The organism is Streptomyces sp. NPDC006393 (assembly GCF_040628575.1).
In the GTDB taxonomy this organism is placed as follows: domain Bacteria; phylum Actinomycetota; class Actinomycetes; order Streptomycetales; family Streptomycetaceae; genus Streptomyces.
This window is the reverse complement of sequence record NZ_JBEXZD010000102.1, coordinates 15575-31000: the sequence shown is the minus strand read 5'-3', so window position 1 is coordinate 31000 and position 15426 is coordinate 15575. Positions and strand designations below refer to the sequence as shown.

The following is a 15426-nucleotide window of genomic DNA, read 5'->3' as shown; positions in this document are numbered from 1 at the left end:
CTCGGCCGCCTGCGCGGCCCGCGCGTGCGCGCCCATGTCCATGTACGGGCCGATGACGCTGGCGTAGAGCAGCAGCAGGGCGTCGGGGTCGTGCAGGCCCCCGCGGTTGAGCTCGTCGAGGGTGGACTCCAGCAGGTACACGGCGTACCGCAGCTCGCCCGCCAGGTAGTGGGAGACGGCGCGGCCGCGCAGGGCCGGGACGCGGGCGGGCAGCGGGGCGTCGGCCAGGGTCCGTTCGGACCGCTCGAAGTACTCCCGGCCGCCGGCCAGCTCGCCGGTCTCCAGTGCGCACTCGCCGAGCCCCAGCAGGGCCTCGGCCTGCACCTCGGTCAGCTCGTGCTCCTCGGCCTCGGCGAGCAGCCGGACGTACTGCTCGGCCGCCTGGGCGGTGTCGCCGCCGGTCAGTGTGCGCTGCGCCTCGGTCAGCCGCAGCCGCAGATCGGTGGCGAGATGGGCGGGGCGTCCGGTGGCCAGCTCGTCGAAGGCGACACCGAGCCGCTCGGCCAGATGCCGGAGCGCCTCGTCGGAGGGGCGTACGCGGCCGGCCTCCAGCGTGGAGACATACGCCGGCGTGTACGCGGGCTCGGCCAACTGCCGCTGTGTCAGCCCGCGTTCGCGCCGCAGTCGCTGCACCCTGCGCCCGATGGTCTCCGGGTCGTCCCGCTTCGCCATGCGGTTAATCATGCCAGTAAGCGCACTTACGGAAAGGCCGTTCACTGACCCGCCGTCAGCATGGGACGTTTTGCCCACCGCCGCCCAACTCGCCTTGGCGCCCTTCCGGTTGGGCCCCCTCACCCCCTAGTTTGGAGAACGCGTTAAACGCAATTAATCCATCACTGTCGTTCACCGTCGCTGCGAGGTCGGTTGCCGTGCCCGGACACACTGTCGCGCGCCGAGGTCGTCTCTCCGCACGCCACGTCAGAGGATTCGGCGCGGCCCTGATAGCCGTGGCCGCCCTGGTCGCCGCGGCGAACGCCGGACCTGCCAGGACCGTCGACCCCCAGCCCGTCCAGCAGGTGACCGTCCAGAACCGTTAGGCCCGGAACCGTCAGGCAGTTCGGCCTCAGTTCGGCAGCGCCTTGCGCAGGGCCTTGTCCAGCCGGCTCGCCAGCACCGGGTCGCTCGGCGGGTCGTCGGTGAACAGGTCACCCAGTTCGGTGGTGAAGGTCTGGGTGAAGGCGCCGTAGAGAGGGGTGCGGGGGCGGGGGACCGCGTCGCGCAGCGCCGGGAGCAGGATCCGGCGGGCGTACTCCGGGCGGCCGGCCGCGTCACGGGGCATCCGGTCGGTGCTCTCGCCGGTGGGCGAGGCCGAGGGCCCGGCGCCCGCTCCTCCGGCGGGCGCGGAGGCGCAGGTGACGGCGTCGTCCACGTACGCGGACGTCCGGGTCGCGGCGAAGCCCGCGTCCAGCAGACAACGTTCGCTCTCGGCGCTGGTGAGGAAGGTGATCAGCTCGGCGGCCTTGCGGGCCCGCGGCGAGGACCGGGTCACCGCGAGGTTCTGCCCGCCGAGCACCGCCCGGCCGGGCAGCGGCGCCACGCCCAGCTGCTGCTCGGTGAAGGTCTGGTGGAGCGCGCCGTAGGCGTACGGCCACTGCCGCAGGAAGGCGGTGCGGCCGTCCGCGAAGTCACTGAGCGAGGCCGCCTCGTCGGAGTCGAAGGCGTCGTCCAGGGTGTACGGCTTCTCGGTGCGCCGGCGCAGCTCCATGATGCCGGCGGTCAGCTCCCGCACGTCGCCCGTGTAGTGGCCGGAGGCGTCGGTGAGGGAGAAGTCCTTCGTGGCCGAGGCGAACGCCTCGACGGCGTTGACCGTACGGCCCTCGTACGCGGCCAGCTGCGTCGTCCAGAGCTTCTCGTAGCCCTTGGGCGGGTGGTCGTCGAGGGCGTTGCCGAGGTCGAGCAGGTTCTGCCAGGTCAGGCCGGGACCGAGGGTGGTCTGCTGCACGCCCGCCTCGCGCAGGTAGTCGCGCCGGTAGTACAGCAGCCCCACGTCGCTGTTGAACGGCACGGCGTACACCCGGCCCTTCCAGCGGGCCGTGCCGGCCACCGAGGGGATGACGTCGCCATCGACCGCGCTGTCGGGCAGCGGGCTGATCAGCCCCGCCTCGGCGAACTCCGGCACCCAGGTCACATCCAGGTTGACCACGTCGTACTCGGCGCTGCCCGACTGCAGCGCGCCCAGCAGCTGGCTGCGCTGCTCGTCGGCGGAGCCGGGGAGTTCGACCAGACGGGCGCGGTAGCCCGAGTTCTGCTTCTCCTGCTGCCGGTTCCAGGCGTCGATGAGCTGCTGGCGGACGCCGCCCTCGCCGGTCACGTCCCGGCCGCTGGCCACCACGATGTCGCCGGGCACGTCCGCGGCGGGCGTCCGCGCGTCCCGGGGGCCGCCCCCGGTACAGGCGCCGGCCGCGAGCAGCAGGGGCACCAGGCACAGCGAGACCAGCCGTCGTCCCATCGGTCCTCCCGCGCCCGCCCGGCGTCGCCCCGGCCGCCGTGCCATCAGTCCTCCCCCGTTCCCACGCGTGCGACCTCGTCGTGCAGGCCCGTGCCGAGGTCGTCGCCCGCGTCCAGGCAGCGGCCGTGGCTCGCGTCGGCGATCCGGGCGTCCGGGCGGCCCTTGTCGCAGCCGCCGCTGACCAGGGACACCATGTCCACCGGCACCTTGGCCGTCCCCGCCCGCTCCAGCACCTGGTCCAGGTTCTTCCCGGTCAGCCGGTTGTCGTCCTCGTCGTCGGTGATGAAGACGATCAGCTGCGGCCGCTCGTCGTCGGTGCCGCGCCGGGCCATGTCGTCGAGGGCGGCGAGCAGGGCCGCGTGCGGGTCGGCCTCCGCGTCCCGCACCCGCGCCCTGGTGTCGATGACACGTTCGGCGTCGCCGCGGCGGTGGGGACCGAACGACAGCAGCATCTCGTACGGCCGGTCGCCGGTCGTGCCGTGGACCGCCCACACCCCGTACTCGTCCTGGCCGCCCAGCCCGCCCAGGGACTGCTTGAGGATGCCGGGGCCGCCGCTGGGCCCCGGCCACCGCGTGTTCATCGAACCGGAGCTGTCCAGGAGATAGAGCACCCGGCCGGGGCCGTTGGCGCTGCGGTACCCCTCGAGCGCGGTGTCCATCGCCGTCTGCCGGGCGGCGCCCGGCAGCGGACTGGGGTCGCGCAGCACACCCGTCCCGGGGTGCTCGTCGTCGAGCAGCGGATGCCGCGGGCCGGACGCGGAACGGAAGCCGGCGCGGGTGAAGGCCGCGAGCCCGTCCTTGCCGGTCAGCCACTGGCGGAAGCGGCTCACGGCGTCCTCCCGGTCGGTCTCGTCCCGGTCCCCGCCCTCCCAGTGGACCCGCACGAAGGTGGGCGTCAGCGCCGGTGTGTCGACCGGGTACTCGGCGCTGCGCGGCACCCGCGTCGTCCGCGCGCAGCCGACACCGCTTTTGAGCAGGAACTCCGGCACGAGCGCGGCGGTACGGTCGTCCGCGGCGCGGTCGCCGGGCAGCGCGCACAGCAGGTCGGCGGCGGTCGGGGAGGGCGGTCCCGTGGGGCGTACGCTCTGCTCGGCGCCGCGCGGATCGGTGGCCCCACCGCCGTACAGGCCGATCGTCGCGAGGAGCGCGGAGTCGGTGACCTCCGGGTCGGCGCGCAGGACACCGGCGCCGCGGTCCTGCTGCTTCAGGTTCGCGATCAGCCGGGACAGGGGGAGCCCGACCCGTTCGTCCAGGGCGGCCCCGGCGATGTTCTGCGGGACGGCCAGCACGACGGGGGAGTACACGAACGGCTCGGCGTCCGGCCGGAGTTCGGCGAAGGTGCGGTCGGTCTGGTCGGTGGTGACCCGGGCGACGTCCGTGATCGAGGCGGGTATCCAGACGTCCGGCTGCGGCCCGATGTCCCGCTGCGGGTTGGTGTCCTCCTCGCGTGGCTCCTGCCAGGCGTCGGTCTGCTGGCGCAGCGCGGTGACCGCACTGCTCGCGCCCGCGCTGTAGACGGTGATCCCGGTACGGCGGCAGCCGTGCCCGGTGGTGTTGGCGTCCGAGGTGAGGTACGCGTCGGCGGCGGCGCGGACCGTGGGCTCCAGGTCGGGGTCGGTCAGCAGACGCAGCTCGAGCGGCGGCGCGCAGGAGTGGCCGCCGCCGGGGCCCACGAGCCGGTAGCCGACGAGACCGGCCCCGGCGAGCACCAGCACCAGCGCGCCGCTCAGCACGCCCCGGACAGGGCCGCCCGGCCCCTGGAACCACTGGACGGCGGCCCGGAGCCACCGCCGCACGGCACGGAGGGCCGCGGCGAGCCGGCCCGGTGCCGTCCCTCCGTGGTGCTGGGTCCGCTCGCCCCCCGGTGGCGGTTCCGACGACTGCGCCGAGGGCGTCGGCTCCTCGGACGACTGGGGCGGGAGGGGGACGGGGGAAGGGGAAGGGGAAGGCGAGGGCGAGGGAGAGTGGTGCGGCTCGGAGGGCGTGACGACGGGCGGCGAGGCGGCATCGGACCCCGGATCCTGATCGGGTACGGGGGCCGGGGCGGGAAGCGGTGGGGAATCCGGTACAGGGGCCGGTGCGGGATCCGGCGCGGGCGGCACCGGCGCGGGCGCGGGACCCGGTTCGGGTGCAGGCGCGGGTGCGGGTTTCCGGCGCGGTGCCGACAGCAGCACGTCCGTGCCCGGCTCCGCGACGAACTGGGGTTCCCACTGGTCCCCGAGGGTCGTCGTGCGGTCCGCCCGGAGCATCCCCTGGCGCGCCCGCGAGAAGAGGTCCAGCGCCGACAGGTCCTCGTCCGCGCCGAGCAGCCGCACCAGTTCCCGGGTGAACGGCGTCGGTCCGCTGCCGTCGCCCGAGTCGATGAGGCGGTTGGCCTGCACGCCCATCAGCAGCAGGATCCTGTGACGGTGCGCGAAGTCGTGCCACACCCGCGCGGCGTTGCCCGCGTAGCAGCAGTCCAGGATCACCACGATCCTGCGGGCCCCGCTGCCCGCGAGCACGGTGAGCACCCCGGTGAACGCGTCCGCGCCCGGGAACACCGCCTGCCCGCCCGCGACCACGCGCGCGTTGCGCATCTGGAGGAAGAGCTCGTTGCCCGCGCTGGGCACGGCGCCGTGCCCGGCGAAGTAGCACAGCAGCAGCCCCTCGGCCTCCTGGGCGGCGGTGTGCAGCTCCTCGGTGAAGTCGTCCAGGGACGGCGAGCGGCAGGTGACGATCTCGCGCTCGTCGAACACCCCGCCGCGCTGAAGGGCGTGCCGGAGCCGGTTGAGGTTGTGCTTGACCGCGGGAAGATCGCCGGGGACGCCGTCCGGCTCGGCCGGCTGCGTGTGGTCGTACTCCGAGACGCACACCAGCAGCGCCCGGTTCTCCTGCCCGCGCGGGTCGAAGCGGTTCACCGGCTACCCCTGGTCGGGGTTCACCGGATCGACGCGGGCCTCGGGTGAATCGCCGCTCTCGACCCGGCGGCGGTTCTCCAGCCAGGCCGCGACCGCCCGCCTGGTCTGCTCCAGCAGTTCCCGGAACACGGCCTCGGCGCCCGCGCCGATCACGACCAGGAGGATCTCCATGCCCGCGCCCATGTGCCCGGGCGGCCCGCCGGGGCGGGACCGTTCGAGGATCTGCAACTGCCCGTCGCGAACCCGGTCGTCCAGCGGTTTCTCGCGTTCCAGCCACGCCTTCAACGCGGCCACGTCGTTGTTGCTCGCGCTTCCGTCCAGCCGGACCCGGATGCCTCGGCCGGCCACGCCATCCCCCTCAGCCATAACTCACCATTCTGGCACCACGAACGGCGCCCGGGGAGGGTCCGTACCCACCTATGAACTGACGTAGCGTCAGCTCTGAGCCTGCAATTGCCGCAGCTGCCGCCGCACGTCGTCCAGCGCGCCCCGCCGCCGCCCGGGGACGCGCCCGCGCAACTCGGCCAGAACAGGCCCGAGTTCCCGGGCCTGCGCGGCGTCGCGGATCCGTCCCCACTGGTGATGGGCCCGGTCGACGGCGGCCTCGACCGCGGGTGCTTCGGCGTTCTGCCCCATGGCCAGCCGGGTCGCGGCGACGGTCAGCCAGGCACGGCAGCTGCGGGCCGCGTCCCCCGCGAACATGGCCAGGTCGGCGCGGACCTCCGTCCAGTGCAGCGCGTCCTCCGAGGCCGCCCCGTACGCCCGTACCACCGCCTGCTCCCAGCGGGCGGCCAGCGCGTCGGCGTCGCCGTGCCGTCCCGACTCCACCCATGCGGCGATGGCGGCGTGCGGGTCGGCCGCCGCCGGCCGCCGCGCGGCGAGCACGATGCCCGGACCGTCCTGAGCGCGGGCCCCGACGGCACCGGCCCCCGCCGCACCGGCCCCGTCCGCACCGCCGGCCAGCCGTGCCAGCGCCTGCTCGTGCAACCGCTCCAGCGGCGGCCGGTGCCCGCTGCGCAGGATCGTCGCCACCGCCTTCATGTAGGCCGGGACCGCCACCGTGCGCCGGGACGGCGGTGGCGCGACGCGCCCGTACACGGCGACGGTGCGGCCCACCGCCAGCGGGCGCTCGCGCAGCTGCCGCCAGCTCTCCTCGTCCGCGTACAGATCGGCCACGAGCGTGGTCGTGCCGTCCGGGCGCAGCCGCAGCTCCTCGCGCAGCCAGTGCCAGGGCAGCGCGGTGTAGCGGACGGTCGCGGGCGTGGTGCGGGCCAGCGCCAGGTGCGGCAGGCGCTGGCGGCGGTCGAGCTGCAACTGCCCGGTGACGAAGACGGTCAGCGGGCCGGGGGACGCCGCGGCGGCCCGCAGCCGGGTGAGGACGGCCTGCGGCTCCACCGGGTCGGCGAGCTCGACGACGCTCGCGGTGTCGGTGCCCGACAGCACGGCCGGCTCGACGGCGGCCAGCACCGGAAGCACGGACGCGGCGTCCACCAGGCGCCCCCTGCCCACCGGCGAGGCCGCGAGCAGCAGCACGGTTCCAGGCATGGTCCCCCCGCGTCGTCGGTCGCGTACGGACAGCACCGTAACCGCAGTAACCGCTGCGGCCGCAAAGGCGGGTGGGAATGTGCGTCCGCCGACTTGCCAGGGATCCGTGCCAGGTGTGCTCTGGTAGCGGGGGCGACGAGGAGAGGAGCGCTCTCATGGCTCACGCGGCACCCGTTCCCGCCCGCACCACCACCCCGGCCGTCCGGCAGCCCCGTACGCCCGACTTCTTCAGCCGCCGGGCGCACAGCGTGGGACGGTGGGCGGGACCCTTCGCCATCGGTCTCGTCTACGGCTACTGGGCCGCGGCCAACCGGCGCTCCGGCGGGCCGATCACGACCGGGAACCTGGTGTTCGGCTTCGTGACCGTGATCGTCTTCACGGTGCTGATGGCGGGCATGCTGTCCCTGGCCCCGCGGCTGCCCCGCGAGCTGCACGCCTTCGTGTGGTTCCTGTTCTCCGCCGCGGCCTTCGGGTTCCTGTACAACCAGTCCGGGGAGTCCGTCCTGCTGACCGTCGGCCTGTCGCTGGCGTTCGGCGTTCTCGTAGGGCTGTTCTGCTTCTACTGGTTCTACACGCACGAGGACGCACGGGGTCACCGCGTCCGCTGACGCGTGAAGCCCGCTGCATGAGGTCCTCCGCGCACCGGGCCTGACCGTCCGACGCCGCGCGCTCACCCGGCGTCACCCGAATGCCGCCTCTCCGCTGGCGGAGCCGGTCCTGGCGGCATTCGCTGAAAGGGTGTCCCGACCTCTGCGAAGCGGCCTGTCGGCCGTGCTGATCACCCTGTCGTGCCTGCTCGTGCCGTTCGGCGCGCTGTCGGCCTGGGCGGCGTACGGGCTCACGGACACCGGCCGCTACGTCACCACGATGGCTCCGCTCGCCGCCGACCCGGACGTGCGCGAGGCGGTCGCGGACACCGTCGGGGACGGGATCCTGGACGAGATCGGCCGCCAGATGGACGCCAAGGTCATGCGGGCGACCGTGGCGCCGTTCGTCCACGACGCGCTCCACTCGTTCACGCAGACCGCGGCCTTCCGCACCGCGTGGAACGAGGGCAACCGGGCCGCCCACGACGCCGTCCTGCGCGCCCTGCGCGACGAACCCGGGGGGCGCGACCACCCGGTCACCGTCGACCTCGCCCCCGTCACCGCCCACGTCAAGGCCCGGCTCGCCCAGGACCACGTGCCGCTCGCGAACCGCATCCCCGTCGAGCACGCCGAGGTCGCCCTGCTCCCGGCCCAGGAGCTGGGCCGCCTGCGGAAGGGATTCCACGTGCTCGAAGTCGCCGGCTTCTGGCTCCCCGTCGCCGCCGTGGTGTTCGCCGTCGCCGGGATCGCGCTGGCCGCCTGCCGCCGCCGCGCGCTCACCGCCACCGCGCTCGGCACCGCCCTCGGCGGCGCGCTGCTCGCCCTCGCCCTCGCCGTGGGCCGCAGCCTGACCCTGTCCGACCTGCCCGACGAGGTCTCCCAGCCGGCCGCGGCCGCCGTCTACGACGCCCTGACGGCCACCCTGCGCACCGTCTCGTGGCTGCTGGTGGCCCTCGGGCTGACCGTGGCCGCCCTGACCTGGCTCACCCGACGACGCGGCACGGCCCGCACCGGCCAGGCCGGCCGGGGCGACCGGCCCCGTCCACGCCCGCGCCCGCGCCTCCGCCTCCTCCTCGGACGCCGCCGCCGCGCCTCCTCCGCCCCCACGCAGACCCAGCCGCCGGAGCCGACACGCGTCGACGCCTGATCTCCTGGCGCGCGCGGGCCGTGCCTCGTAGGCTCCAGGGCCGTGGCCGCGACCCAGTACGAGACCGACCGGACCTACGGGGAAGGGCTCCGGGGAGGGCGGGCGAGGGCCCGGGCCTGGTGCGCGGGGCTGCTGTTCGCCGGGGTGAGCGTGGTCGTCGGCTGCCGGCTCGCCGACAGCGACGGCGTGACACCCGTGCCGCAGCTGCTCGCCTTCCTCCCATGGCTGCTCGTCCCCACCGGCCTGGGGCTGGCGCTCGCCCTGCTCGGCCGCTGGTGGTTCGGGACGGTGTGGGGCGTGGTGGTCCTCGGTCTGCTGGCGTGGTTCATCGAGCCGTACGGCAGGGTGGCGGAGCCGACGGGCGCCCCGGTCGCCCATCTCCGCGTCCTCACCTCGAACGTGGAGTTCGGCCGCGCCGCGCCGGCCCTCGTCCCGGTGATCCGCCGTGAGCGGCCCGACATCGTGTTCGTGGAGGAGTGCGACTCCGCGTGCCAGGACCTGCTGCGGCAGGACGTCGGCGGCGACTACCCCTACCGCCGGGCAGTGGCGGCGGCCGGCTCGAAGGGCTCGATCATCCTCAGCAGGTACGCGCTCGAGGGCACGGACGGCGTACGCGGCCAGATGGGCATGCCGGGCGCGCTCGCCGACGTACGGGGGCATCGCGTACGGCTCCAACTGGCGCACCCCAAACCACCGCTGCCCGGCCAGGTCGCGCTCTGGCACCGGGAACTCGGCAGGCTGCGGGCCTTCGCGGCGGCCGACCGCACGACGCCCACCGTCCTGGCCGGTGACTTCAACGCCTCCCAGGACCACGCCGGTTTCCGCCGCATCCTCGACACCGGCCTGCGCGACGCGGCCCGCCTCGCCGGCTCCGACCGCACCCCCAGCTGGCCGGCCCGCACCACACCCACCCTGGGCGCCCAGATCGACCACGTGCTGGTCTCGGACGAGTTCTCCGCGGACCACGCCCGCTTCCTGCGCCTGGCCGACACCGACCACCGGGCCCTCCTGGTCGACCTCACCCTCCACGTGCCCCAGGCCGCGGCGACCCGGCCTTGACACGGCCCCGCCCCCCCACGTTCTCCCCTGCCCAAGATCACCACCAGGGGCCGCTAACCTTACGTGTCCGTCCTGGCCAGGGATCGACGGGAACAACTCACGCGAAGGGTTGCGCACATGGGCATTCTCACTCGCCTGCGGAACGCGTTCGGCCGCTCACGCAAGGGGCGTACGGCCGAAGCAGAGGGTGCGGAACAAGTTCCCACCCAGGAGGCGTCCCCCGCGGTCGCGCAGCACCCGGAGCCAAAGGCCCAGGTCCCGTCCCCGGCCCCGGAACCCACCCCGGACCCCACGCCCGCGCCGGCTCCCTCGGCCCCGGCCACGGCCCATGTGCCCGACCCCCGCACCTCACCTCGCGAGGAACGCGAGGACCACGAACTCGTGGCAGCGGCCTTCGACAACGTCACGGTCCCCAAGCCGGCGAAGCCCGTGGACCCGACGGAGGAGACGCCGACTCAGGCCCAGGACCCGGAGCCCGAGCCGGAACCGGAACCGGAACCGGAGGTGAAGACGGAATCCGAGGCGGAAGCAGAGAAGGCCCCGGAACCGGAGCCGACCCCGGAACCGGCCCCGGAGACGGAGCCGACCCCGGAACCGGAAGCCGAGCCGGAACCGTCGGCGACAGCGGAGACGACCGCCGAGACGCCGGCGGAGTCCGCGGAGACGACGGAGACGGCGGAGACGGCAGAGGTGAACGCACCGCAAACCGCCGACGCGGAGGAAGCCCCGCAGGCGCCACCCGCACCCGACGACGAAACCCGCACGGACGGTGCGGCTGCGAACGAAACCCCGGCCGAAGGCGAAGCCGAGGCCGAACCGCAGGCAGCACAGACAGGGCAGACAGCGCAGACAGCCACGCCCGCCACCCCCCTCGCCCGCCTGAAGTCCCGCGCCCCCGGCCTGACCACCGCCTACAAGGCCGCCACCGCCGCCCTGAAGAAGAACGACCTCACCGGCGCCCGCGCCAAGGTCTACCTCGTCCTCGACCGCTCGGCCTCCATGCGGCCGTACTACAAGGACGGCTCCGCCCAGGCCCTCGCCGAGCAGACCCTCGCGCTCGCCGCCCACCTCGACCCCGAGGCCACGGTCCATGTGACGTTCTTCTCCACCGAGGTGGACGGCACCGCCGACCTCACCCTCACCGACCACGAGAACAAGATCGACGAGGTCCACGCCTCCCTGGGCCGCATGGGCCGTACGAGCTACCACGCGGCGGTCGAAGAGGTCCTGGCCCACCACGCGAAGTCCGCGGACGGCGCGACCGCCCCCGCCCTGGTGATCTTCCAGACGGACGGCGCCCCCGACGCCAAGACCCCCGCCACCCAGTCCCTCACCGAGGCGGCGAAGAACCACCCCGCCGTCTTCTTCTCCTTCGTCGCCTTCGGCGAACACGACAACAAGGCCTTCGACTACCTCCGCAAACTGAAGACCGAGAACACCGCCTTCTTCCACGCGGGCCCCGCCCCCCGCGAGCTCACCGACAAGGAGCTCTACGAGGGCGTACTGGCCGCCTGGCGCCCGTAGCGTCCCGCCGGACCCCGCCCCGGGGGCGGACGGAGCCGTGCCCGGCCTCGTCCGCCCGCCCGAAACGCATGTGAGTCGATCTTCACGGGGCCAGTAGGATTTCGACCATGGCGGCCACTGGATCCGAGAAGCAGGGTGACAAGGCGTTCTACGTCTCCACCCCCATTTACTACGTCAACGACGCTCCTCACCTGGGCCACGCCTATACGACCGTCGCAGGCGACGTGCTCACGCGCTGGCACCGTCAGCGCGGCGAGAAGGTGTGGTACCTCACCGGCACGGACGAGCACGGTCAGAAGATCATGCGCACGGCCGAGGCGAACGGGGTCACGCCCCAGGAGTGGGCCGACAAGCTCGTCACCGAGTCCTGGCGCCCCCTGTGGGAGCACCTGGAGATCGCGAACGACGACTTCATCCGCACCACGCAGAAGCGGCACACCGACCGCGTCCAGGAGTTCGTCCAGGACCTGCACGACAAGGGCGAGATCTACAAGGGCGGCTACGAGGGCCCGTACTGCGTGGGCTGCGAGGAGTACAAGCTCCCCGGCGAGCTGCTCGACGGCGAGGGCGAGTACGCGGGCCAGAAACTGTGCCCGATCCACAAGAAGCCGGTGGAGATCCTCAGCGAGGAGAACTACTTCTTCAAGCTGAGCGCGTACGGCGACAAGCTGCTCGCCCACTACGAGGCGAACCCCGACTTCATCCAGCCCGAGTCGGCCCGCAACGAGGTCCTGAACTTCGTCCGCCAGGGCCTCCAGGACCTGTCGATCTCCCGCTCGACCTTCGACTGGGGCATCCCGATCCCGTGGGACCCCAAGCACGTGATCTACGTGTGGGTCGACGCGCTGCTGAACTACGCCACGGCGGTCGGCTACAACGAGAACCCGGAGAAGTTCGAGTCGACCTTCCCGGCGGACGTCCACCTGGTCGGCAAGGACATCCTCCGCTTCCACGCGGTCATCTGGCCGGCGATGCTGATGGCCCAGGGCCTGCCGCTGCCCCGCAAGATCGCGGCCAACGGCTGGCTGATGGTCGGCGGCGAGAAGATGTCGAAGTCGAACCTGACCGGCATCAAGCCGCAGGACCTGACCTCGCACTTCGGCGTGGACGCCTACCGCTGGTACTTCCTGCGGGCGATCGCCTTCGGCCAGGACGGCTCGTTCTCCTGGGAGGACTTCTCCGCCCGCTACACCAGCGAGCTGGCCAACGACTACGGCAACCTCGCCTCGCGCGTGGCGGCCATGGTCGGCAAGTACTTCGGCGGCACCCTCCCCGAGGCGACGGCCGACGGCGACGCCGAGAAGGCGATCCACGACGGCCTGGCCAAGGCGGTCGCCGAGGCCGACCGGAAGATCGGCGACGAGCTGGACTTCCAGGGCGGCATCCTGGCCGTCTTCGACTTCGTCAAGCAGGTCAACGGCTACATCACCGAGCAGGAGCCCTGGAAGGTCGCCAAGGACGATTCCGAGGAGGGCCGGGCCCGCCTGGCCACGATCCTCTACACGGCGGCGGAGTCCCTCCGCGCGGTCGCCGTCCTGCTGAACCCGGTCATGCCGGAGACCTCCCAGAAGCTGTGGGACTCCCTGGGCGCCGACGCGTCCCTGGGCTCCCTGGCCGGCCAGCGGATCCAGGAGGCCGGCTCCTGGGGCAGGCTCCCCGCCGGCTCGACGGTCACCAAGGGCGCGGTGCTCTTCCCGCGTCTCGAGGAGAAGCCGACCGCGTAACACGCTCGCTACAGCTCGGGGCCCGGGAGGAGGAAACCCTTCTCCCGGGCCCCGCGCTTTGCGAAGATCATCAGCCGGCGACGGCCACCGGCGGCCGTCACTCGTGTGGGGGGACCATCCATGGGACTGTTCGGCAACGCGCACAGCATCGACCCGGCCCAGGCGCAGCAGGAGTACACGCGCCTGCTGGGCCAGGGCGAGCAGGTGCACGCCGCCTTTCTGCTGATCCGCGACACCATCCTGTTCACCGACCGGCGCCTGATCCTGGTCGACAAGCAGGGCATCACCGGCAAGAAGACGGAGTACCACTCCATCCCGTACCGGAGCATCACGCACTTCTCCGTCGAGACGGCCGGCCACTTCGACCTCGACGCCGAACTGAAGATCTGGCTCTCCGGCACCGCGGCCCCGATCGAGAAGACGTTCACCAAGGGCGTCGACATCTACGAGGTCCAGGCGATCCTGACGCAGTTCGTGGCGCGGTAGAGCGCGGCACCGCACGGCGAGGGCCCGGCGCCGGAGCGTTCTCCGGTGCCGGGCCCTTCGTCGTCCGGCGGTACTCGTCCCGCGCTGCTACTTCGGCTGCGGCTTGCGCACCGACAGGTGCAGTTCCTTCAGGCGGGACTCGTCCAGCTCCGTCGGCGCGCCCATCATCAGGTCCTGGGCGTTGCCGTTGAGCGGGAAGGCGATGGTCTCGCGGATGTTGGGCTCGTCGGCCAGGAGCATGACGATGCGGTCGACACCCGGGGCGATGCCGCCGTGCGGAGGGGCGCCGAAGCGGAACGCCCGCAGCATGCCGGCGAACTTCTCCTCGACGGTCTCACGGTCGTAGCCCGCGATCTCGAAGGCCTTGAGCATGATCTCCGGCTCGTGGTTCCGGATCGCGCCGGAGGACAGCTCGACACCGTTGCAGACGATGTCGTACTGCCAGCCCAGGATGTCCAGCGGGTCCTGGGTCCGAAGGGCCTCCAGGCCGCCCTGCGGCATCGAGAAGGGGTTGTGGGAGAAGTCGATGCCGCCGGTCTCCTCGTCCTTCTCGTACATCGGGAAGTCGACGATCCAGCAGAAGCGGAACACGTCCTCCTCGAAGTGGCCGGCCCGGCGCGCGGCCTCCACCCGCACCGCGCCCATGATCTTCGAGACCTCGTCGAACTCGCCCGCGCCGAAGAAGACGGCGTGACCGGCCGACAGGGACAGGCGCTTGGTCAGCTCCGCGACGTTCTCCTCGGTGAGGAACTTCGCGATCGGACCGGTCAGGGAGCCGTCCTCCCCGACACGGACCCACGCCAGGCCCTTCGCCCCCTGCGCGACCGCGTAGTCGCCCAGCTGGTCGAAGAACTTCCGCGGCTGGTCCTGGACCGCCGGCACCGGCAGCGCGCGCACGTGCTTGCCCGCGAACGCCTTGAACTCCGAGCCCTCGAAGACGTCCGTGATGTCGACGAGCTCCAGCTTGGCGCGCAGGTCCGGCTTGTCGGAGCCGTACTTCAGCATCGCCTCGCGGAACGGGATCCGGGGGAAGGGGGAGGTGACGTGCCGGCCGCCTCCGAACTCCTCGAACAGCTCGGTCATCAGCTTCTCGACCGGCTGGAAGATGTCCTCCTGCTCGACGAAGGACATCTCGATGTCGAGCTGGTAGAACTCGCCCGGCGAGCGGTCCGCGCGGGCGTCCTCGTCGCGGAAGCAGGGCGCGATCTGGAAGTAGCGGTCGAAGCCGGAGATCATCAGCAGCTGCTTGAACTGCTGCGGCGCCTGGGGCAGCGCGTAGAACTTGCCGGGGTGCACACGGGAGGGGACCACGTAGTCGCGGGCGCCCTCGGGGGAGGTGGCGGACAGGATCGGCGTCGCCATCTCGTTGAAGCCCATCGCGGCCATCTTCTGGCGCATGGCCGAGATCACGGCCGTACGCAGCATGATGTTGCGGTGCATGCGCTCGCGGCGCAGGTCCAGGAAGCGGTACTCCAGGCGCCGCTCCTCGTTGACCCCGTCCTCGGTGTTGATCGTGAACGGCAGCGGGGCCGCGGCGCCGAGCACCTCGACCTCACCGACCTCGATCTCGATCTCACCGGTGGGCAGGTCGGGGTTCACGTTCTCGGTTCCACGTGAAACAACGCTGCCGTCGACCCGGACGACCGTCTCCTTCGACAGCCGGTCCAGCGCCTCGTACGCGGGCGTGCCGGGACGGGCGACCAGCTGCGTGATGCCGTAGTGGTCGCGCAGATCGATGAAGAGGATGCCGCCCAGGTCGCGCCGATTGTGCAGCCAGCCACTGAGCCGGACGCCGGTGCCGACGTCAGAGGCGCGGAGCTCGCCGCAGGTGTGGGACCTGTACCGATGCATCGTCGTTCATCCAGTCTTCGCGGATCGGGGATCACCGGGCGCGGACACGCACCGGCCCGGACCTACCAAGGGTACCGGCCGCCCCACGCTCGGCTCTCCCCCATTCACACGGGGCGTCGGCGGCATTCGCGCGCGGCGCCTTCGGCGGCTCCCGGGA

13 protein-coding genes are annotated in these 15426 nt (G+C 72.6%); 7 read left to right on the top strand and 6 right to left on the bottom strand.

Annotated elements, in window-relative coordinates:
- A partial coding sequence (locus ABZ484_RS30685) for a helix-turn-helix transcriptional regulator (RefSeq protein ID WP_358869187.1) occupies positions 1 to 672 on the bottom strand: 672 nt, incomplete at its 3' end.
- Between the two features lie 197 nt (positions 673 to 869).
- Here ABZ484_RS30685 and ABZ484_RS30680 point away from each other — a divergent pair.
- On the top strand, positions 870 to 1037 hold the full coding sequence (locus ABZ484_RS30680; RefSeq protein ID WP_358869186.1) for a hypothetical protein: 168 nt from the start codon (positions 870 to 872) through the stop codon (positions 1035 to 1037).
- 26 nt (positions 1038 to 1063) lie between these two features.
- Here ABZ484_RS30680 and ABZ484_RS30675 read toward each other — a convergent pair whose 3' ends face one another.
- The 4 genes from ABZ484_RS30675 to ABZ484_RS30660 form a co-directional block, all read right to left on the bottom strand.
- Entirely contained in the window at positions 1064 to 2449 is a 1386-nt protein-coding gene (locus ABZ484_RS30675; protein ID WP_358869185.1) for an extracellular solute-binding protein, read from the bottom strand.
- 44 nt (positions 2450 to 2493) lie between these two features.
- Entirely contained in the window at positions 2494 to 5346 is a 2853-nt protein-coding gene (locus ABZ484_RS30670) for a caspase family protein (RefSeq protein ID WP_358869184.1), read from the bottom strand.
- A gap of 3 nt (positions 5347 to 5349) precedes the next feature.
- Entirely contained in the window at positions 5350 to 5712 is a 363-nt protein-coding gene (locus ABZ484_RS30665) for a hypothetical protein (protein WP_358869183.1), read from the bottom strand.
- A gap of 69 nt (positions 5713 to 5781) precedes the next feature.
- On the bottom strand, positions 5782 to 6891 hold the full coding sequence (locus ABZ484_RS30660; protein WP_358869182.1) for a hypothetical protein: 1110 nt from the start codon (positions 6889 to 6891) through the stop codon (positions 5782 to 5784).
- 155 nt (positions 6892 to 7046) lie between these two features.
- Here ABZ484_RS30660 and ABZ484_RS30655 point away from each other — a divergent pair, with 155 nt between their 5' ends.
- The 6 genes from ABZ484_RS30655 to ABZ484_RS30630 all read left to right on the top strand — a co-directional run bounded on the left by ABZ484_RS30655 (position 7047) and on the right by ABZ484_RS30630 (position 13418).
- Positions 7047 to 7499, top strand: coding sequence for a hypothetical protein (locus ABZ484_RS30655; protein WP_358869181.1), 453 nt, complete (start codon positions 7047 to 7049; stop codon positions 7497 to 7499).
- Positions 7500 to 7629: 130 nt separating this feature from the next.
- Positions 7630 to 8625, top strand: coding sequence for a hypothetical protein (locus ABZ484_RS30650; RefSeq protein ID WP_358869180.1), 996 nt, complete (start codon positions 7630 to 7632; stop codon positions 8623 to 8625).
- A 129-nt stretch (positions 8626 to 8754) separates the two neighbouring features.
- Positions 8755 to 9684 (top strand): endonuclease/exonuclease/phosphatase family protein, encoded by a 930-nt coding sequence (locus ABZ484_RS30645; protein ID WP_358869188.1) that lies wholly within the window; start codon positions 8755 to 8757, stop codon positions 9682 to 9684.
- Positions 9685 to 9801: 117 nt separating this feature from the next.
- Positions 9802 to 11208 carry a VWA domain-containing protein gene (locus ABZ484_RS30640; protein WP_358869179.1) on the top strand — a complete coding sequence of 469 codons (1407 nt, stop codon included), beginning with the start codon at positions 9802 to 9804 and terminating at the stop codon, positions 11206 to 11208.
- A gap of 107 nt (positions 11209 to 11315) precedes the next feature.
- Entirely contained in the window at positions 11316 to 12932 is a 1617-nt protein-coding gene (metG, locus tag ABZ484_RS30635; RefSeq protein WP_358869178.1) for a methionine--tRNA ligase, read from the top strand.
- A 120-nt stretch (positions 12933 to 13052) separates the two neighbouring features.
- Complete coding sequence (locus tag ABZ484_RS30630) at positions 13053 to 13418, top strand: PH domain-containing protein (protein WP_358869177.1); 366 nt, start codon at positions 13053 to 13055, stop codon at positions 13416 to 13418.
- An 87-nt stretch (positions 13419 to 13505) separates the two neighbouring features.
- Here the strand turns inward: ABZ484_RS30630 and aspS are convergent, their stop codons facing one another.
- On the bottom strand, positions 13506 to 15269 hold the full coding sequence (gene aspS, locus ABZ484_RS30625) for an aspartate--tRNA ligase (RefSeq protein WP_358869176.1): 1764 nt from the start codon (positions 15267 to 15269) through the stop codon (positions 13506 to 13508).
- Positions 15270 to 15426 lie beyond the last annotated feature (157 nt).

What these genes read in the sequence shown, in the direction of transcription:
- ABZ484_RS30675 (WP_358869185.1), bottom strand. Translation starts at nt 2,449, where the DNA reads ATGGGACGACGGCTGGTCTCGCTGTGCCTGGTGCCCCTGCTGCTCGCG.
- ABZ484_RS30665 (WP_358869183.1), bottom strand. Translation starts at nt 5,712, where the DNA reads ATGGCTGAGGGGGATGGCGTGGCCGGCCGAGGCATCCGGGTCCGGCTG.
- ABZ484_RS30660 (WP_358869182.1), bottom strand. Translation starts at nt 6,891, where the DNA reads ATGCCTGGAACCGTGCTGCTGCTCGCGGCCTCGCCGGTGGGCAGGGGG.
- ABZ484_RS30655 (WP_358869181.1), top strand. Translation starts at nt 7,047, where the DNA reads ATGGCTCACGCGGCACCCGTTCCCGCCCGCACCACCACCCCGGCCGTC.
- ABZ484_RS30640 (WP_358869179.1), top strand. Translation starts at nt 9,802, where the DNA reads ATGGGCATTCTCACTCGCCTGCGGAACGCGTTCGGCCGCTCACGCAAG.
- metG (WP_358869178.1), top strand. Translation starts at nt 11,316, where the DNA reads ATGGCGGCCACTGGATCCGAGAAGCAGGGTGACAAGGCGTTCTACGTC.
- ABZ484_RS30630 (WP_358869177.1), top strand. Translation starts at nt 13,053, where the DNA reads ATGGGACTGTTCGGCAACGCGCACAGCATCGACCCGGCCCAGGCGCAG.
- aspS (WP_358869176.1), bottom strand. Translation starts at nt 15,269, where the DNA reads ATGCATCGGTACAGGTCCCACACCTGCGGCGAGCTCCGCGCCTCTGAC.